Raw genomic sequence first — 22802 nt, forward strand, 5'->3', positions numbered from 1 at the left:
CCCGCCATGAGCACCGCGCCCGACTCCGACAGCAAGTCCGCCACCCCCGCCGAGGCGCCCACACCGCCCGGCGGGCCGCTGCACTGGCGCCAGGTGGTGGACTGGCTGCGCGCCGACGGCATCCTGACCGCCGAGGAGGCGCACCGCACCATCACCCGCTGCGCCCATGCCGAGAGCCACCAGCACCCGCTGGTGCGCCTGGGCGCCGTGGCCATGCAGCGCGCCTCCGACGGCAAGCCGCTGGACACCGAATGGCTGGCCGAATACGTCGCCGGCCGCGTGGGCCTGCCCTATCTGCGCATCGACCCGCTGAAGGTGGACGTGGGCCGCGTGGCCGACGTGATGAGCGCCGGCTACGCCGAGCGCCACCGCGTGCTGCCGGTGCAGGTCACGGCCAAGGAGGTGGTGGTGGCCACGGCCGAGCCCTTCATCGACGACTGGGTGGCCGAGGTGCAGCGCCAGGCCAAGCGCGAGGTGCGCCGCGTCATGGCCAATCCGCAGGACATCACGCGCTACACGGCCGAGTTCTTCGCGCTGGCCAAGTCCGTGCGCGCGGCGCAGAAGGCCGGCGGCGGCGCTGGCGGCAGCAGCTTCGAGCAGCTGGTGGAGCTGGGCAAGGCCGGCCGCCAGCTGGACGCCAACGACCAGGGCGTGATCCGCGTGGTGGACTGGCTGTGGCAGTACGCCTTCGACCAGCGCGCCAGCGACATCCACCTGGAGCCGCGGCGCGAGCAGGGCGTGATCCGCTTTCGCATCGACGGCGTGCTGCACCCGGTCTACCAGATGCCCATGGGCGTGCTCAACGCCATGGTGGCGCGCATCAAGCTGCTGGGGCGCATGGACGTGGTGGAGCGCCGCCGCCCGCAGGACGGACGCATCAAGACGCGCAACCCGCGCGGCGACGAGGTGGAGATGCGCCTGTCCACACTGCCCACGGCTTTCGGCGAGAAGATGGTCATGCGCATCTTCGACCCCGACAACGCCGTGAAGGACCTGGACGCGCTGGGCTTTGCGCCGCACGACGCGGGACGCTGGGAGCAGCTGGTCACGCGCCCGCACGGCATCATCCTGGTGACCGGGCCCACGGGCTCGGGCAAGACCACGACCCTGTACTCCACGCTCAAACGCGTGGCCACCGAGGAGGTCAACGTCAGTACGGTGGAAGACCCCATCGAAATGATCGAGCCCAGCTTCAACCAGACCCAGGTGCAGCCGCAGCTGGACTTCACCTTCCCCGAGGGCCTGCGCGCACTGATGCGCCAGGACCCGGACGTGATCATGGTGGGCGAGATCCGCGACCTGCAGACGGCCGACATGGCCGTGCAGGCGGCGCTCACCGGCCACCTGGTCTTTTCCACGCTGCACACCAACGACGCGCCCAGCGCCGTCACCCGGCTGATGGAACTGGGCGTGCCGCCCTACCTCATCAACGCCACGCTGCTGGGCGTGCTGGCCCAGCGCCTGGTGCGCACGCTGTGCAAGCAATGCCGCCAGCGCGACCGCGAGGCCAGCCCCGACGAGCTGGCCGCGCTGATCCGGCCCTGGAAGCTGTCCGGTGGCCACCGCGCCTACAAGCCCGTGGGCTGCGTGGACTGCCGCATGACCGGCTTTCGCGGCCGCATCGGGCTGTACGAGCTGCTCACGGTGAGCGAGGCCCTGAAGCACCAGATCAACGAGGCACCCTCCATCGACGCGCTGCGCCGGCAGGCCGTCAAGGACGGCATGCGTCCGCTGCGCCTGGCCGGCGCACTGCGCGCGGCCGAAGGCCTGACGACGCTGCAGGAAGTGATCGCCGCCACCCCGCCGCTGGAGGGGTGAAGCGCCTCCCATCTAAGGGTTTTGCGGTAGGTGGAATCCACATCGAGGCGCAGGGGTCTGCGCCGCACAATCGCCGCTCACGTGCAATGTGGGAGACGTTTGTGCAAATCAAGAGTCAGAAAGACTTCTTCTCGGGCCTGCTGTATCTCGCGGTGGGCGGCGCCTTCGCCTGGGGTGCGACCAATTACAGCATCGGCACCGGCGCCCGCATGGGACCGGGCTATTTTCCGCTGCTGCTGGGCATTCTGCTGGCGCTGATCGGTGCGGTCATCATGTTCAAGGCCACGGTCGTGGAGACCGAGGACGGCGAGCCGGTGGGCCGCTGGGCCTGGAAGCAGATCGTGTTCATCATCGGCGCCAACCTGGCCTTCGGCGTGCTGCTGGCGGGTCTGCCCAGCTTCGGCATCCCGGCCATGGGGCTCATCGTGGCGATCTACGGCCTGACGTTCATCGCCAGCCTGGCGGGCGATCACTTCCGCTTCAAGGAAGTGTTCATCCTGGCCACGGTGCTGGCTGCGGGCAGCTACGGGGCCTTCGTGTGGGCGCTGAAGCTGCAGTTCCCCGTCTGGCCCAGCTTCATCGTGGGCTGACAGCCCGCCTAAGGAATCCCGATCATGGAATTGTTTGACCATCTCTCCATGGGGTTCGGCGTGGCCTTCACGTTCCAGAACCTCATCTACTGCTTCGTCGGCTGCCTGCTGGGCACGCTGATCGGCGTGCTGCCGGGCGTGGGCCCCGTGGCCACCATCGCCATGCTGCTGCCGGCCACGTATGCGCTGCCGCCGGTGTCGGCCCTGATCATGCTGGCCGGCATCTACTACGGCGCACAGTACGGCGGCTCCACCACCGCCATCCTGGTGAACCTGCCGGGCGAATCGTCCTCGGTGGTCACGGTGATCGACGGCTACCAGATGGCGCGCAAGGGCCGCGCGGGCCCGGCGCTGGCCGCTGCAGGCATCGGCTCGTTCTTCGCCGGCTGCGTGGGCACCATCATCCTGGCCGCGTTCGCGCCGCCGCTGACCGAAGTCGCCTTCAAGTTCGGCCCGGCTGAATATTTCTCCCTGATGGTGCTGGGCCTGATCGGCGCCGTGGTGCTGGCCTCGGGCTCGCTGCTGAAGGCCGTGGGCATGATCGTGCTGGGCCTGCTGCTGGGTCTGGTGGGTACCGACGTGAACTCGGGCGTGGCGCGCTACAGCTTCGACATTCCCGAGCTGACCGACGGCCTGAACTTCGTGGTCATCGCCATGGGCGTGTTCGGCTACGGCGAGATCATCGCCAACCTGTCGCGCCCCGAGGATGAGCGCGAGATCTTCGCCGCCAAGGTCACCGGCCTGATGCCAACCAAGGAAGACTTCAAGCGCATGTTCCCCGCGATGGTCCGCGGCACGGCCCTGGGCTCGGCACTCGGCATCCTGCCCGGCGGCGGCGCGCTGCTGTCGGCCTTCGCGGCCTACACCATCGAGAAGAAGACCAGGCTGAAACCCGGTGAGGTGCCGTTCGGCCAGGGCAATATTCGCGGCGTGACGGCGCCGGAATCCGCCAACAACGCCGGTTCGCAAACCTCCTTCATCCCGCTCTTGACGCTGGGCATCCCGCCCAACGCCGTGATGGCGCTGATGGTGGGTGCTATGACCATCCACAACATCCAGCCCGGCCCGCAGGTCATGACCAGCAACCCCGAGCTGTTCTGGGGCCTGATCGCCTCGATGTGGCTGGGCAACCTCATGCTGATCATCCTGAACCTGCCGCTCATCGGCATCTGGATCAAGCTGCTGACGGTGCCCTACCGCTGGCTGTTCCCGGCCATCGTGCTGTTCTGTGCCATCGGCGTGTATTCGACCAACAACAACACTTTCGACGTGTGGCTGGTCGGTGCCTTCGGCTTCATCGGCTACCTGTTCTACAAACTGGGCATGGAACCCGCACCGCTGCTGCTGGGCTTCATCCTGGGTCCGATGATGGAAGAAAACCTGCGCCGCGCCCTGCTGCTGTCGCGCGGCGACTGGAGCGTGCTGGCCACCCGGCCCATCTCGGCCGGCCTGCTGGTGGCGGCGCTGCTGCTCCTGATCATCGTGCTGCTGCCGGCGGTGAGCAAGAAGCGTGAGGAGGCGTTCGTCGAGGACTGACGACGCCGGCACTCCACGAAAAAGGCGCCCGGGAGGGCGCCTTTTTTCATGTCTTGACCGTGCGGCGCGGCTGGCGGTCGGTCAGTCGGCCACGGCCTCCACCACAAACTGCACGCGCCGCTCGCCGCGCCACTCGTTCACGTCCAGGCGGAAGGCCAACAGGGCCTCGCCGGGCAGCGGCTCGGTGCGGCCGAACCAGATGGCATCCACCGCTTGCCCCTGATGCAGCAGCTTGAGCGACAAATGCCTGCCTTCGCCCACCAGCCGCTGGCTGACCACCTGCACCTCTTCGCTGAAGGTGGGTGGGGCGAAGCCCTGGCCCCAGACCTCGCGCGCCAGGGTGTCCACCAGGTCGGGGCGGCGGTATTCCGGGGCCAGCGGGCCGTCGGTCTCCAGGCGGCGGGTGAGGGTGGCGGCGTCCAGCCACTCCTGCGCCACCTGGGCGAAGGCCTGCTCGAAGGTCTCGAAGTGCTCCTCGGCCACAGTGCAGCCGGCTGCCATGGCGTGGCCGCCGAACTTCAGCAGCACGCCGGGGTGGCGCTTGGCCACCAGGTCCAGCGCGTCGCGCAGGTGAAAGCCGGGGATGGAGCGGCCCGAGCCCTTCAGCTCGTGCTCCTTGCCCGGTGCGCCGCTGGGGGCGAAGACGAAGGTCGGCCGGTGCAGCCGGTCCTTCAGGCGCGAGGCGACGATGCCGACCACGCCTTCGTGGAAGTCCGGGTCGAACACGCTGATGGCCGGCGGCGGCTCCTCGCTCTCGCCCGCCAGGCTCTCGGCCAGCGCCAGCGCCTGATCGCGCATGCCGCCTTCCAGCTCACGCCGCTCGCGGTTGATGGCGTCCAGCTGGCGCGCCAGCTCGCCGGCGCGGCTGCCGTCCTCGGTCAGCAGGCATTCGATGCCCAGCGTCATGTCGGCCAGCCGGCCGGCGGCGTTGATGCGCGGCCCCAGGGCAAAGCCGAAGTCGAAGGTGGTGGCAGCCTCGGCGCGGCGGCCGGCCGCCTCGAACAGCGCGCGGATGCCCGGCTGCATCTGCCCGGCGCGGATGCGCTTCAGGCCCTGGGCGACCAGGCGGCGGTTGTTGCCGTCCAGCCGCACCACGTCGGCCACGGTGCCCAATGCCACCAGGGGCAGCAGCGGCTCCAGGCGCGGCTGCGTGGCCTGGTCGAAGCGGCCGCGCGCGCGCAGTTCGCTGCGCAGCGCCATCAGCACGTAGAACATGACGCCTACGCCGGCGATGCACTTGCTGGGAAAGTCGCAGCCGGGCTGGTTGGGATTGACGATGGCGTCGGCCTCGGGCAGCTGGGGGCCGGGCAGGTGGTGGTCGGTCACCACCACCTTCAGGCCCAGCGCGCGCGCCTGGGCCACGCCCTCGCAGCTGGCGATGCCGTTGTCCACGGTGATCAGCACGTCGGCGCCGCGCTCGGCCACGCGCCGGGCTATTTGGGCTGTGAGGCCGTAGCCGTCCACCACCCGGTCGGGCACCAGGTAGTTGACGTGCCGCGCGCCCAGCAGCCTCAGGCCGCGCACGGCCACGGCGCAGGCGGTGGCGCCGTCGCAGTCGTAGTCGGCCACCACCATCAGGCGCTGGTCCTGCTCCATGGCGTCGGCCAGCACGCGGGCGGCCTGGGCCGCGCCGTGCAGGCCGGCGGGTGGCAGCAGGCGGGCCAGGGCGTCGTCCAGCTCCTCGTGCCCGCTCACGCCGCGCGCGGCGTACAGGCGCGCCAGCAGCGGGTGCACGCCAGCCTGCTCCAGCGCCCAGGCGGTGCGGGGCGGGCAATCTCTTACTATTATTTTCATAGCTGCTCGCGCAGGTCAGATAAGCGCTGGCGGCCAAAAAGACCTTGAATCCTCTGGCGCAGGCTGCGCGGCGCCGTGTCCCATTGCAGGGCCGAGCGCTCGCCGCACAGCGTCAGGCGTGCCTGGCCGCCGGCGGCCACGTGGGCGGCCAGGCGGGCGACGGGGCCGGCGTCCAGCTGCTGCCAGGCTTGAACCCAGGCGTCCCAGTCTTCGCGCAGCGCAGCCTGGCGCAACTGTTCAGGCATCTCGGGCGAAGCCACGGGCGCGGGCCGCTCGGCCAGGGTGCCGGCGCCGTGCAGCCAGAAGGCGTTGACGGCGGGCAGGCCGCGCGCCGCGCGCTCGTCGTTGAAGGGGTGGGTGTACAGCAGCATCTGCATCTCGCTGTGCAGGCGGTGCAGTGCGCGGGCGCTGGCGGCGTCGGGCATCCAGGTACGCACGTCGCGGCCGACCACGCGGTCCAGCGACGCCGTGGCCAGGCCCCGCAGCGCCACGCCGCGCGCCAGCCAGCGGGTGGGGGCGTCGTACTCCAGCGCGATGCCGTCCTGGGCGAACCACGGGGCCAGCACGTCCAGCAGCGCGCGCGAATCGGCCTCGTCCAGGCCCAGCTGCTGCGGGTCGGCCAGGGTGACGTGGTCCGCGCCCACCTGCCACTGGCAGGGCGTGACCCAGGCGCAGGCCTGGCCGGCGGGCACGTCGGCGCGGCTCCAGGCGGCCCAGGGCGTGGTGCCGGCGCGGCCCGCGGGCAGGCCCAGGTGACGCGCCAGGGCGCGTTCGTGCGGGGGGGAGAAGTCGGTTTCCTCGCCGGCGTCGGTGCCGGCGGGAGTCAGGCGGACCAGCAGGCGCTCCAGCTGCGGCAGCTGCAGGCCCTGCAGCGCCTGCTGGCAGCCGGGCGCGGGGCTGGCGGCCAGCGGGATCAGCAAATGGAGTTTGTCTGGCATCGGGCGTATTGTCCGGGATGCCACAATGCGCCCGCCCCAACGGGCTGCCGTGCCCCTACGGCGGGCCACGGCAAGACCCCTTTCCTCCTGCATGCAAATTCCCTACGAACTGGCCCTGGGCTGGCGCTACACGCGCGCCGGGCGCGCCACGCGGCGCAATGGTTTCATCTCGTTCATCTCGGGCGTGTCCATGCTGGGCATCGCCCTGGGCGTGGCGGCGCTGATCATCGTGCTGTCCGTCATGAACGGCTTTCAGAAAGAGGTGCGCGACCGCATGCTCAGCGTGGTCTCGCACATCGAGATCTTCGCCCCCGACGGTGGCGCGCTGCCCGACATGGAGCGCACCATGGCCGAGGCGCGTGCCAATCCCAACGTGATCGGCGCCGCGCCCTTCGTGGCGGCGCAGGCGCTGCTGGCGCGCGGCGAGGACATGAAGGGCGCCATGGTGCGCGGCATCGACCCCAGCCGCGAGGCCGAGGTGACCGACCTGGCCGCCGAGAACGTGGAGGGCCTCAAGGCCCTGGTGCCGGGCGAGTTCCGCGTGGTGCTGGGCAGCGAGCTGGCGCGCCAGCTGGGCGTGGTGGCCGGCGACGTGGTCACGCTGATCGCGCCGGCCGGCCAGGTCACCCCGGCCGGCGTGGTGCCGCGGCTCAAGCAGATGACGGTGGCCGGCACGTTCAACTCAGGCCACTACGAATACGACGCCGCCCTGGTGCTGCTGCACCACGAGGATGCAGAGCGCATCTTCCGCCTGGAAGGCCCCACCGGCGTGCGGTTGAAGCTGCGCGACCTGCACCAGGCGCCCCAGGTCACGCAGCAGCTGGCGCACAGCCTGTCGGGCCACCTCCTGATCCGCGACTGGACGCAGCAGAACAAGACCTGGTTTGCCGCCGTGCAGCTGGAAAAACGCATGATGTTCATCATCCTCACGCTGATCGTGGCGGTGGCCGCGTTCAACCTGGTCTCCACCCTGGTCATGACGGTGACGGACAAGCGCGCCGACATCGCCATCCTGCGCACGCTGGGCGCCAGCCCCGGCAGCATCATGGGCGTGTTCGTGGTGCAGGGCGCCATGGTGGGCGTGATCGGGACGCTGGGCGGGCTGGCCCTGGGCCTGGCCGTGGCCTTCAACATCGACGTCATCGTGCCCGCCATCGAGCAGCTGCTGCGCACCAGCTTTCTGCCCAAGGACATCTACCTGATCAGCCGCATGCCCAGCGAGCCGCTGGCGTCCGACATCGTGCCCATCGCGCTGATCTCGCTGGTGCTGGCCTTCGTGGCCACCCTGTACCCGAGCTGGCGCGCCAGCCGCGTCAACCCTGCGGAGGCCCTGCGCTATGAATGACAACGTGGTGCTGCAGGCGCGCGACCTGACCAAGCGCTTCACCGAAGGCCGGCTGGACGTGACCGTGCTGCGCGGCGTGGACCTGCAGGTGCATGCCGGCGAGACGCTGGCCATCGTCGGCGCTTCGGGCTCGGGCAAGAGCACGCTCCTGCACCTGCTGGGCGGGCTGGACGCCCCCAGCAGCGGCACGGTGCTGCTGGCCGGGCAGGGCCTGGCCACGCTGTCGGCGGCCGCCCAGGGCCGGCTGCGCAACGAGCAGCTGGGCTTCATCTACCAGTTCCACCACCTGCTGCCCGAGTTCAGCGCGCAGGACAACGTGGCCATGCCGCTGCGCATCCGCCGCCAGCCCTACGAGCAGTGCCTGGCCCAGGCCGTGCAGATGCTGCAGGCCGTGGGCCTGGGCGAGCGCGTGCTGCACCGCCCGGCCGAGCTGTCGGGCGGCGAGCGCCAGCGCGTGGCCATTGCCCGGGCACTGGTCACGCGGCCGGCCTGCGTGCTGGCCGACGAGCCCACCGGCAACCTGGACCGCAGCACGGCCGACGGCGTGTTCGCGCTGATGCTGGAGCTGGCGCGCAGCCGCGGCACGGCCTTCGTCATGGTCACGCACGACGAACAGCTGGCAGCGCGCTGCGACCGCGTGGTGCGGCTGGGTTCAGGTGCGCTGGTCTGACAGAGCCCTGCTTTTGCTATTGAAAGAAGAGCTGCTGGCGCTTGCCCTGCAAGGGTTTGGGGCCAAAAAGGCATAAAAAGCCCCTCCGCGCGTGCGCCGGAGGGGCTTTTTTGGGCGCTGTGCGCGGCGGGCGTTCAGCCGGCCGTCACCGTCACCGGCGGCAGCTGCGCCGGGTCGCGCACGTCGCCCAGCACGTCGCCGCTGTGGATGGGCCGGGCAGGGCGGGCCAGCAGCTCGCGCACGAAGTTCGGCTGCGCCAGCAGCGCGTGGTGCATGGCGCCGTTGTACAGCTGCAGGTCCTTGAGGCCGCGCGCGGCGATGCGCGCATCCACCTCCTGCGCCGACAGCGTCGCCGGGTCGGTGCTGTCCGAGGCCATGCCCATGCACCACAGCGTGCCGTACAGCGGCACGTACTGCAGGTAGGGCCGAAAGACCGGGAAGACTTCGCGCACCGAGGCGGCGATGCGCGCCATGCTGTCGGCCAGGTGCACGGGCGAGCCTAGGTGCAGCGACAGCACGCCGCCGGGGTTCAGCGCCTGCCGGCAGGCCTGGTAGAAGGCCACGGTGTACAGCTCGATGGCTGGGCCAAAGGGGTCGGTCAGGTCCAGCACGATCTGGTCGAAGCGCTCGCCGGTCTGGCCCAGAAAGGCGCGCGCGTCACCCAGGCGCACCTCCATGCGCGGATCGTCGAAGGCGCCGCGGTGGATGCCGGGCAGCCATTGGCGCGCCATGTCGACCACGTCGCCGTCCAGCTCGGCCAGCACCACGCGCTCCATGCCCGGCAGCTTGAGCAGCTCCTCGGCCGCACCGCCATCGCCGCCGCCCACCACCAGCGCGCGCTTCACGCCCGGGTGAGCGATGGCGGGCAGGTGCACCATGGGCTCGTGGTAGAAGAATTCGTCGCGCTCGCTGGTCATGAACACGCCGTCGATGCGCATCACGCGCCCGAACTGCGGGTTGTCGAAGACCTCGATGTGCTGCCACTCGGACTGCTTGTGCGCCAGCGTGGCGCTGCTGGACAGGTACAGGCCGAAGTCGGCGCTCAGGCGCTCGGCCACGAAGCGCGTCGTCATGCCCGGTCGACGCTGTGCAGGTGGGGATCGTTGGGGTTGAAGGCCGCCAGCAGGTCGTCGAACAGCTTTTGCGCCTTGGGGCGGTTGTTCTCGGTGTAGTTGCACACGTACACGTCCAGCGTGACGTAGCCCGACTCGGGCCAGGTGTGGATGGCCAGGTGGGACTCGGCCAGCACCACGGCGCCGGTCACGCCGCCGCCTTCGCCGAAGCCGTGGAACAGCGCGCCCACGGTGGTCAGGCCCGCGGCAGCCACGCGTTCCTTGCAGAAGTTCTCCAGGTACTGCGCATCCAGCATCAGACGGCTGTCGCACAGGCAGCCGTACAGGTCGCCGATGAGGTGCAGGCCGGTGGCGTGGCGCTGCGCCGTGGGTGTGGCGATGGGGACGACGGTTTGGTAGTTCTTCATGGTGCAACCCTTTCTGCGCTCGGCGCGAGCGCGTCAAACATGGCTAGGCCAAAGGGTGTGCACCCCCGGCGGTCGCCGACCGGCACGCTGCAAAAAGCGCCCAGGCACGATCTGGAAGGGGAGGAGGCGGGAATGTCGCTGACGGGCCGGTCGGGCCCGTCATTGCCGCGCCCTTGGGTTTCCGTCGTGCGCTTTCAAGGGCGCTTCAGGCAACGCTGACAGCAATCCGCTCGGCAAGGCGAGCGTGACATTTTCGAGAACCCGCGATTATAGCCAATCGTCATATCCAAACTACAAACGTTGCCAGTTGTGGATATCAAAGCCCGGGGTTTGCCCCTATCATGGCGGGTTCCCTGCGGCTGCCCGGAGTGCGGCCGCGCCCCAACCTCATGCCCCCAGCCTCCGCCACCCCCAGTCCCGACAGCGCACACGTGCAGCTGGACCGGGTCACGTTTGGCTACGGCGAGCGCGTAGTGCTGCGCGAGCTATCGCTCACCGTGCCACGCGGCAAGGTCACGGCCATCATGGGCGCTTCCGGCGGCGGCAAGACCACGGTGCTGCGCCTGATCGGCGGGCAGCACCGGGCCCAGTCCGGACGGGTGCTGGTGGACGGTCAGGACGTGGGCGCCATGGACCAGGCGCAGCTGTACGCCATGCGCCGGCGCATGGGCATGCTGTTCCAGTTCGGCGCGCTGTTCACCGACATGAGCGTGTTCGAGAACGTGGCCTTCCCGCTGCGCGAGCACACCGACCTGCCCGAGGCGCTGATCCGCGACGTGGTGCTGATGAAGCTGGGTGCCGTGGGCCTGCGCGGCGCGCGTGACCTCATGCCCAGCCAGATCTCCGGCGGCATGGCCCGGCGCGTGGCCCTGGCGCGCGCCATTGCGCTGGACCCGCAGCTGGTCATGTACGACGAGCCCTTCGCCGGGCTGGATCCGATCTCGCTGGGCACGGCGGCCCAGCTCATCCGCCGCCTGGGCCAGGCCATGGGCCTGACCAGCATCGTGGTCTCGCACGATCTGGAGGAGACCTTCCGCCTGGCCGACCACGTCATCATTCTGGGCCCCGGCAACGTCGCCGCGCAGGGCACGCCCGAGGAGGTGCGCGCCAGCGAGGACCCGCTGGTGCACCAGTTCGTGCGCGCCCTGCCCACGGGACCGGTGCCCTTCCACTACCCGGCCGCCAGCGTGGCCGAGGATTTCGGAGCCCTGCCATGAGCTGGTGGCGCCCCTCCGACGTCGGCTACGCCGTGCGCAGCCAGCTGGCCGGCCTGGGCGCTGGCGCGCGGCTGTTCGTGCGGCTGCTGTCGCTGGCCGGCGCGGTGGCGCAGCGCCCGGCGCTGCTGCGCGACCAGATCCACTTCCTGGGCAACCATTCGCTGTCCATCATCGCCACCTCGGGTCTGTTCGTGGGCTTCGTGCTGGCGCTGCAGGGCTACAACGTGCTGCAGCTGTACGGCTCGGCCAATTCGCTGGGCCTGGTCGTCACGCTGGGGCTGGTGCGCGAGCTGGGGCCGGTGGTCACGGCGCTGCTGTTTGCCGGGCGCGCAGGCACCTCGCTCACCGCCGAGATCGGTCTGATGCGCGCGGGCGAGCAGCTGTCGGCCATGGAGATGATGGCGGTGGACCCGGTGCGCCGCATCCTGGCGCCGCGCTTTTGGGCTGGCGTGATCGCCATGCCGCTGCTGGCGGCCGTGTTCAGCGCCGTGGGCGTGCTGGGCGGCTGGCTGGTCGGCGTGGTGCTGATCGGCGTCGACAGCGGCGCCTTCTGGGGGCAGATGCAGGCCGGCGTGGACGTGGTCAAGGACGTGGGCAACGGCGTGGTCAAGAGCGCCGTGTTCGGCGTCACGGTGACCTTCGTGGCGCTGCTGCAGGGCTTTGTCGCCAAGCCCACGCCCGAGGGCGTATCGCGCGCCACCACGCGCACCGTGGTGATGGCCTCGCTGGCCGTGCTGGCGCTGGACTTCGTGCTCACGGCGCTGATGTTCAGCATCTGATGATCAATCGATGAAAAGAGCCCAACGGGGCGCCCGAGCGGGCGCCCGGAGGTAAGCAACCATGCAGCATTCCAAGAACGACATCTGGGTTGGCCTGTTCGTCCTGCTGGGGGCCGCCGCGCTGGTCTTCCTGGCCTTGCAATCGGCCAACTTGCTGCAGCTGAACTGGCGCAGCGGCTACACCATCACGGCGCGCTTCGACAACATCGGCGGCCTGAAGCCCCAGGCGGCGGTGCGCAGCGCCGGCGTGGTGGTCGGGCGCGTGCAGTCCATCGGTTTCGACGACACCACCTACCAGGCCCGGGTGACGCTGGACATGGACAAGCGCTACGTCTTTCCCAAGGACAGCTCGCTGAAAATCCTGACCAGCGGCCTGCTGGGCGACCAGTACATCGGCATCGAGGCTGGCTTCGAGGAAGCCCACCTGGCGGAGGGCGATACGGTCACTGCCACGCAATCCGCCGTAGTGCTGGAAAATCTCATCGGCCAGTTCCTCTACGGCAAGGCCGAGGAAGGCTCCGGAGCCAAGAAATGACACTTACACAGCACTCCGCTTCACCCCTGCGCACGGGCGGCGCGGCCATGGCACTGGCCGCGGCGCTGCTGTCCGGCTGCGCCACGGGGCCGGGCGCCCATCCGGCCGATCCGCTGGAGCCCTACAACCGGGCCATGACCACGTTCAACGAACGCGTGGACGACGCCGTGCTCAAGCCCGTGGCCACCGTCTACCGCGACGTGACGCCCCGCCCGCTGCGCACCGGGGTCGGCAACTTCTTCGGCAACCTGGGCGACGCCTGGACCTTCGTCAACAGCCTGCTGCAGCTGCGCGGGCGCGAGGCCTACGACAGCCTGGTGCGCTTCAACGTCAACACCGTCTTCGGCCTGGGCGGTGTGCTGGACATCGCCAGCGAGATGGGCTTGCCACGGCGCAAGCAGGACTTCGGCCTGACGCTGGGCCGCTGGGGCGTGCCCACCGGCCCCTACCTGGTGTTGCCGCTGCTGGGGCCTTCCACCGTGCGCGACACGGCGGTCCTGCCAGTCGACCGCTGGGGCGACCTCGCGCGGCAGGCCGACCCCGTGTCGGCGCGCAATGCGCTGTACGGCTTGCGCATCGTGGACAAGCGCGCCCAGCTGTTGGGCGCGGGCTCGGTGCTGGACAGCGCGGCGCTGGATTCCTACACCTTCACGCGCGACGTATACCTGGGCGTGCGCAACCGCAATGCACCCGATGGGCGCGCGGGCGCAGGCGACGACGGCCGCCTGTCCGACGACTATTGAACGCGGTCCGCTTAGGGCGCTGTTGCAGCCGCTTGCATTCGTGCATCAACGCGTTGCACGGCCGGTGCATGCTGTCGGCACAATCGGCGTTTTCCCTTAGCCGCTCTCTCATCCAAACCTCTTGAGGACCCCCGCCATGACCATGACCCGCCGCCAGCTGATCGAGACAGCCACCCTGCTGGCTGCCGGCCTCGGCCTGCCCGGCTGGGCGCTGGCCGCTGACGAGGCGCCCGACGCACTGGTCAAGCGCCTGTCCGCCGAGGTGCTGAACACCGTGCGCAGCGACAAGTCCATCAAGGCCGGCGACGTCGACCGCATCATGGCCCTGGTGGATCAGCTGATCATGCCGCACGTGAACTTCCGCCGCATGACGGCGGCGGCCGTGGGCCCGGGCTGGCGCAGCGCCACGCCCGAGCAACAAAAGCGCCTGCAGGAGGAGTTCAAGCAGCTGCTGGTGCGCACCTATGCCGGTGCACTGGACCAGGTGGTCGACCAGACCGTCGTGGTGCGCCCGCTGCGCGCCGCGCCCGAGGATAAAGACGTGCTGGTGCGCACCGAGGTGCGCGGCCGGGGCGAGCCCGTGCAGCTGGACTACCGCCTGGAGAAGACGCCCGGCGACGGCGCCGGCTGGAAGATCTACAACCTCAACGTGCTGGGCGTGTGGCTGGTCGATACCTACCGCACCCAGTTCGCGCAGGAGATCAACAAGGAAACCGATGTCCGCAAGGGCATTGACCGCCTGATCGAAACCCTGGCCGCGCGCAACAAGTCCAACGCCGGCACCTCGTAAGAGCAAGCCATGCTGGTCCTCCCCGCCGAACTCACCCACCGCCAGGCGCGCGCCTGCGTGCAGCTGCTGCTGCAAGGCCTGAAGGGCGAGCGCGATTCCCAGGTCGTGGTGGACGCGGGGCCGCTGGTCACCTTCGATTCCTGCGCTCTGGCGGTGCTGCTGGAATGCCGCCGCGCCGCCGTGCTGGAGCAAAAGGGCCTGGTGGTGAAGTCCATGCCCGCGGGCCTGACCAGTCTGGCCGGGCTGTACGGCGTGCAGGAGCTGCTGCCCACGCTGTAGAGGGGCAGGCGCCCGCGGCTTAGAATGCCCGGTTCCCATGGCCGCCGTCTCTTTCCAGTCCGTCTCCAAAATCTTCCCCACGCCCAAGGGCCCTTTCCAGGCGCTGGACGGGGTGAGCCTGGATATCGAGGAAGGCGAGTTCTTCGGCCTGCTGGGCCCCAACGGGGCCGGCAAGACCACCCTGATCAGCATTCTGGCGGGGCTGGCGCGCGCCAGCAGCGGCAGCGTCTCGGTGCTCGGGCACGACGTGCAGTCGCAGTTTGCCGCCGCTCGCCGCCAGCTGGGCGTGGTGCCGCAGGAGCTGGTCTTTGACCCCTTCTTCAACGTGCGTGAGACGCTGCGTCTGCAGTCAGGCTACTTCGGCGTGAAGAACAACGACGCCTGGATCGACGAGCTGCTGGACGCCCTGGGCCTGGCCGACAAGGCCACGGCCAACATGCGCCAGCTGTCGGGTGGCATGAAGCGCCGCGTGCTGGTGGCCCAGGCCCTGGTGCACAAGCCGCCCATCATCGTGCTGGACGAACCCACGGCTGGCGTGGACGTGGAGCTGCGCCAGACCCTGTGGCAGTTCGTCGCGCGCCTGAACCGCGAGGGCCACACCGTGCTGCTCACCACCCACTACCTGGAGGAGGCCGAGGCGCTGTGCACGCGCCTGGCCATGCTCAAGCGCGGTCGCGTGGTGGCCCTGGCGCGCACCTCCGAGCTGCTGCAGGCGGCCTCCACCAACGTGCTGCGCTTCAAGACCGATGACGCGCTGCCGCCCGACCTGGCGGCGCTGGCGCGCGTGACCGGCCGCGTGGCCCAGCTGCCGGCGCAGGACGCGCAGGAGATCGAGCGCCACCTGAGCGCGCTGCGCGCCGCCGGCGTGCGCGTGGAGGACGTGGAGATCCGCAAGGCCGACCTGGAGGACGTCTTCCTGAACGTGATGGCCGAGGCCCAGCAGGAGCGCGTCGCATGACCGGCTGGCAGACGCTGCTCTACAAGGAGGTGCTGCGCTTTTGGAAGGTGGGCTTCCAGACCGTGGCCGCGCCGGTGCTCACCTCGCTGCTGTATCTGCTGATCTTCGGCCACGTGCTGGAGGGGCGCGTGCTGGTCTACGACCGCCTGTCCTACACCGCCTTCCTGGTGCCCGGCCTGGTGATGATGGGCATGCTGCAGAACGCCTTCGCCAACAGCTCGTCCAGCCTGATCCAGAGCAAGATCATGGGCAGCCTGGTGTTTTTGTTGCTCACGCCGCTGTCGCACCGCGCCTGGTTCGCGGCCTACGTGGGCGCATCGGTGCTGCGCGGGCTGATGGTGGGGCTGGGCGTGTTCATCGCGACGCTGTTCTTTGCCGCGCCACAGTTCGCCGCGCCCTGGTGGATCATCGCCTTCGCGCTGCTGGGCACGGCGCTGCTGGCCACGCTGGGCGTGATCGCCGGGCTGTGGGCCGACAAGTTCGACCAGATGGCGGCGTTCCAGAACTTCCTGATCATGCCCATGACGTTCCTGTCGGGCGTGTTCTATTCCATCCAGTCGCTGCCGCCCTTCTGGCAGGCAGTGAGCCACCTGAACCCGTTTTTCTACATGATCGACGGCTTCCGCTACGGCTTTTTCGGCGTGAGCGACGTCTCGCCGTGGACCAGCCTGGGCATCGTCGCCCTGGCGTGGGCCGGTGTCAGCCTGCTGGCCCTGCGCCTGCTGCGCACGGGCTACAAGATCCGCAACTGATTTCCCTCTTCTCTTCTTTTCAGGATGCCGTTCCCATGACTGCTGACCAACTCAAGGACATCATCCACGCCGGCCTGGCCTGCGAGCACCTCGAACTGGAAGGCGACGGCCGCCACTGGTTCGCCACCATCGTCTCGCCCGAGTTCGAGGGCAAGCGCCAGATCCAGCGCCACCAGCGCGTGTACGCCACCCTGGGCAGCCGCATGCAGACGGACGAGGTGCACGCCTTGTCCATGAAGACCTTCACCCCCGCCGAGTGGGCCCAGGCGCAGCAGGGCGAGGCCTGATCCGCATCCTTCGGCAACTACGATTTTGATAGCTGCTGGCGCTTGCCTGGCAAGCGCTAGAGGCCTTTTTGGCATCCCATGACCCAGCAGATCACACTGGCCCTGTCCAAGGGCCGCATCTTTGAGGAAACCCTGCCGCTGCTGGAGGCCGCTGCCATCCAGGTGCTGGAGGACCCGGAAAAGTCGCGCAAGCTCATCCTGGCCACCAGCCGCCCCGAGGTGCGGGTGGTGCTGGTGCGTGCCACCGACGTGCCCACCTACGTGCAGTACGGGGGCGCCGACATCGGCGTGGCCGGCAAGGACTCGCTCATCGAGCATGGCGGCCAGGGGCTGTTCCGCCCGCTGGACCTTCAAATCGCCAAGTGCCGCGTCAGCGTGGCCGTGCGCGCCGATTTTGACTACGCCGCCGCCGTGCGCCAGGGCGCGCGCCTGCGCGTGGCCACCAAGTACACATCCATCGCCCGCGACTTCTTCGCCGGCAAGGGCGTGCACGTGGACCTGATCAAGCTGTACGGCAGCATGGAGCTGGCGCCGCTGACCGGTCTGGCCGACGCCATCGTGGACCTGGTCTCTACCGGCAACACCCTCAAGGCCAACCACCTGGTCGAGGTGGAGCAGATCATGGACATCAGCTCGCACCTGGTGGTCAACCAGGCGGCGCTCAAGCTCAAGCAGGCGCCGCTCAAGCGCATCATCGACGCCTTCGCAGGCGCCATCCCACGGGGCTGAAGTCCGGCCTTATTACTATGAAATTCGTAGCTGCTCCCGCTCACCTGTCAACGGTTTCAGGCACTTTTGAAGCAGATTTTGCCGCCCGCCTGCACTGGTCGGCCGAGCAGGACGCGGCCATCGAGCAGCGCGTGACCGACATCCTGGGCGACGTGCGCGCGCGCGGCGACGGGGCGGTGCTGGAGTACACCCAGCGCTTCGACGGCCTGCACGCCGACGGCATGCAGCGGCTGACCCTGCAGCCCGGCGAGCTGCAGACCGCTTATCGCGGCCTGCCGCCCGAGCAGCAGCAGGCCTTGACCACCGCCGCCGAGCGCGTGCGCCGCTACCACGAGGCGCAAAAGCGCGCCAGCGGCGAGAGCTGGAGCTACCGCGACGAGGACGGCACGCTCTTGGGCCAGAAGGTCACGCCGCTGGACCGCGTCGGCATCTACGTGCCCGGCGGCAAGGCCGCCTACCCGAGCAGCGTGCTGATGAACGCCATTCCGGCCCAGGTGGCCGGCGTGGCCGAGATCATCATGGTCGTGCCCACGCCCCAGGGCGCCAGGAACCCGCTGGTGCTGGCCGCCGCCCACGTGGCAGGCGTCACGCGCGCCTACACCATCGGTGGCGCGCAGGCCATCGGCGCGCTGGCCTACGGCACCGAAACCATCCCCAAGGTGGACAAGATCACCGGCCCCGGCAACGCCTACGTGGCCAGCGCCAAGCGCCGCGTGTTCGGCACCGTGGGCATCGACATGATCGCCGGGCCCAGCGAGATCCTGGTGCTGGCCGACGGCTCAACGCCACCCGACTGGGTGGCCATGGACCTGTTCAGCCAGGCCGAGCACGACGAGCTGGCGCAGAGCATCCTGCTGTGCCCCGACGCCGAGTACATCGCCGCCGTGCAGCGCGAGATCGACCGCCTGCTGCCCGAGATGCCGCGCGCGGCCATCATCGCCAAGAGCCTGACCGACCGCGGCGCGCTGATCCACACGCGCAGCATGGAAGAGGCCTGCGCCATCAGCAACCGCATCGCGCCAGAGCACCTGGAGGTCTCCAGCCGCGATCCGCACCGCTGGGAGCCGCTGCTCAAGCACGCCGGCGCCATCTTCCTGGGCGCCTATACCTCCGAGAGCCTGGGCGACTACTGCGCCGGCCCCAACCACGTGCTGCCCACCAGCGGCACGGCGCGCTTTTCGTCGCCGCTGGGCGTGTACGACTTCCAAAAGCGCAGCAGCCTCATCGAGGTCAGCGAGGCCGGCGCCCAGGTGCTGGGCCGCGTGGCCAGCGTGCTGGCGCACGGCGAAGGCCTGCAGGCGCATGCGCGGGCGGCGGAGATGCGGCTGAAGTGATCAGCTGACGCTGCCCGCCGGCGCGCGTGCGCCTGCCAGCGCCTGGGCCAGCGCCTCCAAAGCCGGCGCGCACGGGCCGGCGTGCTTGAGGGTGAAGTCGCCGTCGGCACGCGTTGCCCCCAGGTTGATGGCCACCACCGGCAGGCCCTGCGCCCGTGCCGCGCGCACGAAGCGCAGGCCCGAATACACCATCAGCGAACTGCCCACGACCAGCAGCAGCTGGCTTGCCAGCAGGCCCTGCAAGGCGGCGTCCACGCGGGGGCGGGGCACGTTCTCGCCGTAGAACACCACGTCGGGCTTCAGGATGCCGCCGCAGCGCGGGCAGGGCGGCACCTGGAAGGTCGAAAAGTCCACTCCATGCAGGTCGGCGTCGCCATCGGGCGCGGCCGGGGCATGGCGGTGCCGCCAGCCGCCGTTGGCCTGCAGCAGTGCGTCCTGGTAGCTGCTGCGCGGCTGCAGCTGCCGGCAGTCCATGCACACCACCTGGTCCAGCCGGCCGTGCAGATCCACCACCGCGCGGCTGCCCGCCTGCTGGTGCAGGCCGTCCACGTTCTGGGTGATGAGCTGGTGCACATGGCCGGAATGCTCCAGCCGCGTCAGCGCCTGGTGCGCGGCGTTCGGCCGGGCCTGACTGAACACCGGCCAGCCGATCAGGCTGCGCGCCCAGTAGCGCTGGCGCGTGGTGGCCGAGCCCATGAAATCCTGGAACTGCACGGGGGCAGGGCGCTTCCAGGCGCCAGCGGCGTCGCGGTAGTCGGGAATGCCGCTGTCGGTGCTGATGCCCGCGCCGGTCAGCACCGTCCAGCGCGGGTGGCTGCGCAACAAGTCCTCGAGCTCGGCGGTGCAGTGCGTGACGGTGGAAGAGGGCTGCATGATGGGTGCATTGTGTGCGCCGTCCGTCGCAGCACTCAAACACGAAATTCGTGCAACACGAAGTTCGTGTACTATTCGGCCTATGAAGAACGTCACCATCACCGTCGATGACCCCGTGCTCGAATGGGCGCGGATCGAGGCGGCGCGGCGCGGCAGCAGCGTGTCGCGCATGGTGGGCGACTTCCTGGGCGAGATGCAGCGGCGCGAGGACGCGTACGAGCGCGCCTATCTGGCTTGGCGCACGGACGAGCGCACATGGCGCTCCAGGCCCCAGGGCGACGGGACCGCAGCCATCTGCGGCTTCGGCCGGACCCGCGCCGAAGCGGATGCGAGCGGCGGCGCCATGCTGCAGCGCACGCTGGCCCAGCCCGTGTTCGTTGATACCGCCGTGCTGCTGGCGGCCGAGGACGGCTGCGACGCGCCCCTGCACAACCAGGTGCGTGCCGCGCTGGACCTGCTCTGGCGCGAGCGCGCCGGCCGGGTCAGCAGCCTGGTGCTGGCCGAGTTCTACGAGACCGCCACCTGCCGCGCCACACCGCCCATGCCGCTGGGCGACGCGCGCGCCGCCATCCGGCGCTACAACGCCTGGACGCCCTGGCAGGTGGATGCCGCCACGCTGGAGACGGCCTGGGCCGTCGAGGCGCGCCACCAACTGGCCTGGGGCGACTGCCTGTCAGTGGCCGCCGCGCAGCACAGCGGCTGCGCCAGCCTGCTGTCGCTGAGCCTGCCGCACGGCGGGCTGTTCGGTGGCATTGAGGTGCTGCACCCGCAGCGCTGCGTGTTCACGCAGCCGGCATAGCCGGCCGCTTGCGCAAGACGAAAAACCTGAGTCCGGTGGATGAAAGACGATGACCACTTCTGAGCTGTCCCCTCTGGCGCGCCTCCGCGACGACGTGCGCGCCATGCATGCCTACCCCGTGGCCGACGCCACCGGCTACCTGAAGATGGACGCGATGGAAAACCCCTTCGGCCTGCCGCCCGCGCTGCAGGCCGCGCTGGGACAGCGCCTGGGCGCGCTGGCGCTGAACCGCTACCCCGGCACGCGCCAGAACGACCTGAAGGCCGCATTGGCCGCCTACGCCGGTGCGCCCGAGGGCAGCGCCGTCATCCTGGGCAACGGCTCGGACGAGCTCATCAGCCTGGTGCAGCTGGCCTGCGCCCGGCGCGACGCGGGCGGCCCGGCCAAGGTGCTGGCGCCGGCGCCGGGCTTCGTGATGTACGCCATGTGCGCGCAGCAGCACGGGCTCCAATACGTGGGCGTGGAACTGGACGAGGAATTCCAGCTGCGCGAGCAGGCCATGCTGGACGCGATCGCCGCGCACCGCCCGGCCATCACCTTCCTGGCCTACCCGAACAACCCCACGGCCACGCTGTGGGACGAAGCCGTGGTGCAGCGCATCGTCGATGCGGCGGGCGCGCAGGGCGGCATCGTGGTCATGGACGAGGCCTACCAGCCGTTTGCCAGCCGCAGCTGGATCGATCGCATGCGCGCCGAGCCGGCGCGCAACGCCCACGTGCTGCTGATGCGCACGCTCAGCAAGTTCGGCCTGGCCGGCGTGCGCCTGGGCTACATGATCGGCCCGGCGGCGCTGGTGCACGAGATCGACAAGCTGCGTCCGCCCTACAACGTGAGCGTGCTCAACTGCGAGGCCGCGCTGTTCGCGCTGGAGCATGCCGAGGTGTTTGCGCGGCAGGCCGCCGAGCTGCGCGAGGCGCGCACCGATCTGCTGGCCGCGCTGCGCGCCATGCCCGGCATCGACAAGGTTTGGGACAGCCAGGCCAACATGGTGCTGGTGCGCGTGCCCGACGCCGCCCGGACGTTCGAGGGCATGCGCGCGCGCAAGGTCCTCGTCAAGAACGTTTCTACAATGCACCCGCTGCTGGCCGGCTGCCTGCGCCTGACCGTGGGCAGCCGCCAGGACAACGCCCAGATGCTGGCAGCGCTTGAGGCCTCGCTATGACTTCTTCCGCACTCGTTCCCTCCACCGCCCCCGAGCACTTCGCCGAGCGCACCGCCGAGGTGTCGCGCAGTACCGCCGAGACCCGCATCCGCGTGCGCGTCAACCTGGACGGCACCGGCCAGGCCCGCCTGGGCACCGGCATCGGCTTCTTCGACCACATGCTCGAGCAGATCGCCCGCCACGGCCTGATCGACATGGAGGTGGACTGCGACGGCGACCTGCACATCGACGGCCACCACACGGTGGAGGATGTGGGCATCACCCTGGGCCAGGCCTTCGCCCGCGCCGTGGGCGACAAGAAGGGCATCCGCCGCTACGGACACGCCTACGTGCCGCTGGACGAGGCGCTGTCGCGCGTGGTCATCGACTTCTCCGGCCGCCCGGGCCTGCACCTGCACATTCCGTTCACGGCGGCCAGCATCGGCGGCTTCGACACCCAGCTGACCTACGAGTTCTTCCAGGGCTTCGCCAACCACGCGGCGGTCACGCTGCACATCGACAACCTGAAGGGCATCAACGCCCACCACCAGTGCGAGACGGTGTTCAAGGCCTTCGCCCGCGCCCTGCGCGACGCCCTGGCGCGCGACCCGCGCGCCGCGGGCACCATCCCGTCCACCAAGGGCGCGCTCTGAAGTTTTTCGTCAAATAGGCCCTCAGCGCTTGTCCAGCCTGCGCCAGCAGCTATGAAAAAAGAAGCAAACACCGTCGCCGTGATCGACTACGGCATGGGCAACCTGCGCTCGGTGGCCCAGGCCGTGCGCGCCGCGGCCGAGGGCACGGCCTGCTCCGTGCTGATCACCTCGCGCCCGGACGAAGTGGCCGCCGCCGACCGCCTGGTGCTGCCCGGCCAGGGCGCCATGCCCGACTGCATGGCCGAACTGCGCGCCAGCGGTCTGCTGGAGCCGCTGCTGCAGGCCGCGCGCACCAAGCCGCTGTTCGGCGTGTGCGTGGGCATGCAGATGCTGCTGGAGCGCAGCGCCGAAGGCGACACGCCCGGCCTGGGCCTGATCCCCGGCGAGGTGCTGAAGTTCGACCTGGCGGGCCGCACCCAGCCCGACGGCAGCCGCTACAAGGTGCCGCAGATGGGCTGGAACCGCGTGCGCCACGCCCGCCACGGCGGCCAGGCGCACCCGCTGTGGACGGGCGTGCCGGACGACAGCTATTTCTACTTCGTGCACAGCTTCTACGCCCGCCCGGCCGATCCCGCGCACGTGGCCGGCGAGGCCGACTACGGCGGCCCCTTTGCCGCCGCCATCGCGCGCGATAATGTTTTTGCCACGCAGTTCCACCCGGAAAAGAGCGCCGGGCACGGGCTGCAGCTGTATCGCAATTTCCTGTCCTGGAAACCCTGATCCTTCGCCTTCCCACCCCACCGGCCCAGCCGGGTGCCCTCG

25 protein-coding genes are annotated in these 22802 nt (G+C 69.7%); 20 read left to right on the forward strand and 5 right to left on the reverse strand.

Annotated elements, in window-relative coordinates:
- The first annotated feature begins 6 nt into the window (after nt 1–6).
- The 3 genes from RT282_RS04180 (at nt 7) to RT282_RS04190 (ending at nt 3944) form a co-directional block, all read left to right on the forward strand.
- Nucleotides 7–1818 carry an ATPase, T2SS/T4P/T4SS family gene (locus RT282_RS04180; RefSeq protein ID WP_313312009.1) on the forward strand — a complete coding sequence of 604 codons (1812 nt, stop codon included), beginning with the start codon at nt 7–9 and terminating at the stop codon, nt 1816–1818.
- A gap of 101 nt (nt 1819–1919) precedes the next feature.
- Complete coding sequence (locus tag RT282_RS04185) at nt 1920–2408, forward strand: tripartite tricarboxylate transporter TctB family protein (protein ID WP_313312012.1); 489 nt, start codon at nt 1920–1922, stop codon at nt 2406–2408.
- A 24-nt stretch (nt 2409–2432) separates the two neighbouring features.
- Nucleotides 2433–3944, forward strand: a complete 1512-nt coding sequence (locus RT282_RS04190; protein WP_312307298.1) for a tripartite tricarboxylate transporter permease — start codon at nt 2433–2435, stop codon at nt 3942–3944.
- 81 nt (nt 3945–4025) lie between these two features.
- Here the strand turns inward: RT282_RS04190 and recJ are convergent, their stop codons facing one another.
- Both recJ and RT282_RS04200 read right to left on the reverse strand, forming a co-directional pair.
- Complete coding sequence (gene recJ / locus RT282_RS04195; protein WP_313312015.1) at nt 4026–5738, reverse strand: single-stranded-DNA-specific exonuclease RecJ; 1713 nt, start codon at nt 5736–5738, stop codon at nt 4026–4028.
- Complete coding sequence (locus RT282_RS04200) at nt 5735–6676, reverse strand: phosphoglycerate mutase (protein ID WP_313312017.1); 942 nt, start codon at nt 6674–6676, stop codon at nt 5735–5737. Before RT282_RS04200 ends, recJ begins: the two co-directional genes overlap by 4 nt.
- Before the next feature lie 91 nt (nt 6677–6767).
- Between RT282_RS04200 and RT282_RS04205 the strand changes: the two genes are divergently transcribed.
- Nucleotides 6768–8021: a lipoprotein-releasing ABC transporter permease subunit gene (locus RT282_RS04205; RefSeq protein ID WP_312306971.1), complete on the forward strand. Its 1254-nt coding sequence runs from the start codon at nt 6768–6770 to the stop codon at nt 8019–8021.
- Nucleotides 8014–8691 carry a lipoprotein-releasing ABC transporter ATP-binding protein LolD gene (gene lolD / locus RT282_RS04210; RefSeq protein ID WP_313312018.1) on the forward strand — a complete coding sequence of 226 codons (678 nt, stop codon included), beginning with the start codon at nt 8014–8016 and terminating at the stop codon, nt 8689–8691. The genes RT282_RS04205 and lolD overlap by 8 nt, the downstream gene beginning before the upstream one ends.
- Nucleotides 8692–8825: 134 nt before the next feature.
- On the opposite strand, the gene speE is transcribed toward lolD, so the two are convergent.
- Both speE and speD read right to left on the reverse strand, forming a co-directional pair.
- Entirely contained in the window at nt 8826–9764 is a 939-nt protein-coding gene (gene speE / locus RT282_RS04215) for a polyamine aminopropyltransferase (RefSeq protein ID WP_313312019.1), read from the reverse strand.
- Nucleotides 9761–10171, reverse strand: a complete 411-nt coding sequence (gene speD, locus RT282_RS04220) for an adenosylmethionine decarboxylase (RefSeq protein ID WP_312306974.1) — start codon at nt 10169–10171, stop codon at nt 9761–9763. The genes speE and speD overlap by 4 nt, the downstream gene beginning before the upstream one ends.
- Nucleotides 10172–10560: 389 nt before the next feature.
- Here speD and RT282_RS04225 point away from each other — a divergent pair, with 389 nt between their 5' ends.
- The 11 genes from RT282_RS04225 (at nt 10561) to hisD (ending at nt 18574) form a co-directional block, all read left to right on the forward strand.
- Nucleotides 10561–11388, forward strand: coding sequence for an ABC transporter ATP-binding protein (locus tag RT282_RS04225; protein WP_312306975.1), 828 nt, complete (start codon nt 10561–10563; stop codon nt 11386–11388).
- Complete coding sequence (gene mlaE / locus RT282_RS04230; protein ID WP_313312021.1) at nt 11385–12167, forward strand: lipid asymmetry maintenance ABC transporter permease subunit MlaE; 783 nt, start codon at nt 11385–11387, stop codon at nt 12165–12167. The genes RT282_RS04225 and mlaE overlap by 4 nt, the downstream gene beginning before the upstream one ends.
- A 61-nt stretch (nt 12168–12228) precedes the next feature.
- On the forward strand, nt 12229–12702 hold the full coding sequence (gene mlaD, locus RT282_RS04235) for an outer membrane lipid asymmetry maintenance protein MlaD (protein WP_312306977.1): 474 nt from the start codon (nt 12229–12231) through the stop codon (nt 12700–12702).
- Nucleotides 12699–13445 carry a VacJ family lipoprotein gene (locus tag RT282_RS04240; RefSeq protein WP_312306978.1) on the forward strand — a complete coding sequence of 249 codons (747 nt, stop codon included), beginning with the start codon at nt 12699–12701 and terminating at the stop codon, nt 13443–13445. Before mlaD ends, RT282_RS04240 begins: the two co-directional genes overlap by 4 nt.
- 136 nt (nt 13446–13581) lie before the next feature.
- Nucleotides 13582–14235 (forward strand): ABC transporter substrate-binding protein, encoded by a 654-nt coding sequence (locus RT282_RS04245; RefSeq protein WP_312306979.1) that lies wholly within the window; start codon nt 13582–13584, stop codon nt 14233–14235.
- 9 nt (nt 14236–14244) lie between these two features.
- Entirely contained in the window at nt 14245–14514 is a 270-nt protein-coding gene (locus RT282_RS04250; protein WP_312306980.1) for an STAS domain-containing protein, read from the forward strand.
- A 37-nt stretch (nt 14515–14551) separates the two neighbouring features.
- Nucleotides 14552–15472, forward strand: coding sequence for an ABC transporter ATP-binding protein (locus RT282_RS04255; protein ID WP_313312025.1), 921 nt, complete (start codon nt 14552–14554; stop codon nt 15470–15472).
- On the forward strand, nt 15469–16224 hold the full coding sequence (locus tag RT282_RS04260; protein ID WP_313312027.1) for an ABC transporter permease: 756 nt from the start codon (nt 15469–15471) through the stop codon (nt 16222–16224). The genes RT282_RS04255 and RT282_RS04260 overlap by 4 nt, the downstream gene beginning before the upstream one ends.
- A 35-nt stretch (nt 16225–16259) precedes the next feature.
- Complete coding sequence (locus RT282_RS04265; protein ID WP_312304857.1) at nt 16260–16511, forward strand: BolA family protein; 252 nt, start codon at nt 16260–16262, stop codon at nt 16509–16511.
- 78 nt (nt 16512–16589) lie between these two features.
- Nucleotides 16590–17240, forward strand: coding sequence for an ATP phosphoribosyltransferase (gene hisG, locus RT282_RS04270; RefSeq protein ID WP_312757579.1), 651 nt, complete (start codon nt 16590–16592; stop codon nt 17238–17240).
- A gap of 17 nt (nt 17241–17257) precedes the next feature.
- Nucleotides 17258–18574: a histidinol dehydrogenase gene (gene hisD, locus RT282_RS04275; protein WP_313312029.1), complete on the forward strand. Its 1317-nt coding sequence runs from the start codon at nt 17258–17260 to the stop codon at nt 18572–18574.
- Here the strand turns inward: hisD and RT282_RS04280 are convergent, their stop codons facing one another.
- Nucleotides 18575–19447, reverse strand: a complete 873-nt coding sequence (locus RT282_RS04280) for an NAD-dependent protein deacetylase (protein WP_313312031.1) — start codon at nt 19445–19447, stop codon at nt 18575–18577.
- An 82-nt stretch (nt 19448–19529) separates the two neighbouring features.
- On the opposite strand from RT282_RS04280, the gene RT282_RS17255 reads away from it, so the two are divergent.
- The 4 genes from RT282_RS17255 to hisH are packed head-to-tail and all read left to right on the forward strand — an operon-like array spanning nt 19530 to nt 22760.
- On the forward strand, nt 19530–20246 hold the full coding sequence (locus RT282_RS17255) for a PIN domain-containing protein (protein WP_409519449.1): 717 nt from the start codon (nt 19530–19532) through the stop codon (nt 20244–20246).
- Nucleotides 20247–20295: 49 nt separating this feature from the next.
- Nucleotides 20296–21408 (forward strand): aminotransferase class I/II-fold pyridoxal phosphate-dependent enzyme, encoded by a 1113-nt coding sequence (locus RT282_RS04290; RefSeq protein ID WP_313312033.1) that lies wholly within the window; start codon nt 20296–20298, stop codon nt 21406–21408.
- On the forward strand, nt 21405–22040 hold the full coding sequence (gene hisB / locus RT282_RS04295) for an imidazoleglycerol-phosphate dehydratase HisB (protein ID WP_312304847.1): 636 nt from the start codon (nt 21405–21407) through the stop codon (nt 22038–22040). The genes RT282_RS04290 and hisB overlap by 4 nt, the downstream gene beginning before the upstream one ends.
- Nucleotides 22041–22091: 51 nt before the next feature.
- Nucleotides 22092–22760, forward strand: coding sequence for an imidazole glycerol phosphate synthase subunit HisH (hisH, locus tag RT282_RS04300; protein WP_313312036.1), 669 nt, complete (start codon nt 22092–22094; stop codon nt 22758–22760).
- Nucleotides 22761–22802 lie beyond the last annotated feature (42 nt).

The sequence above is a fragment of the Pulveribacter sp. genome (genome assembly GCF_032079985.1).
Classification (GTDB): Bacteria; Pseudomonadota; Gammaproteobacteria; order Burkholderiales; family Burkholderiaceae_C; genus Melaminivora.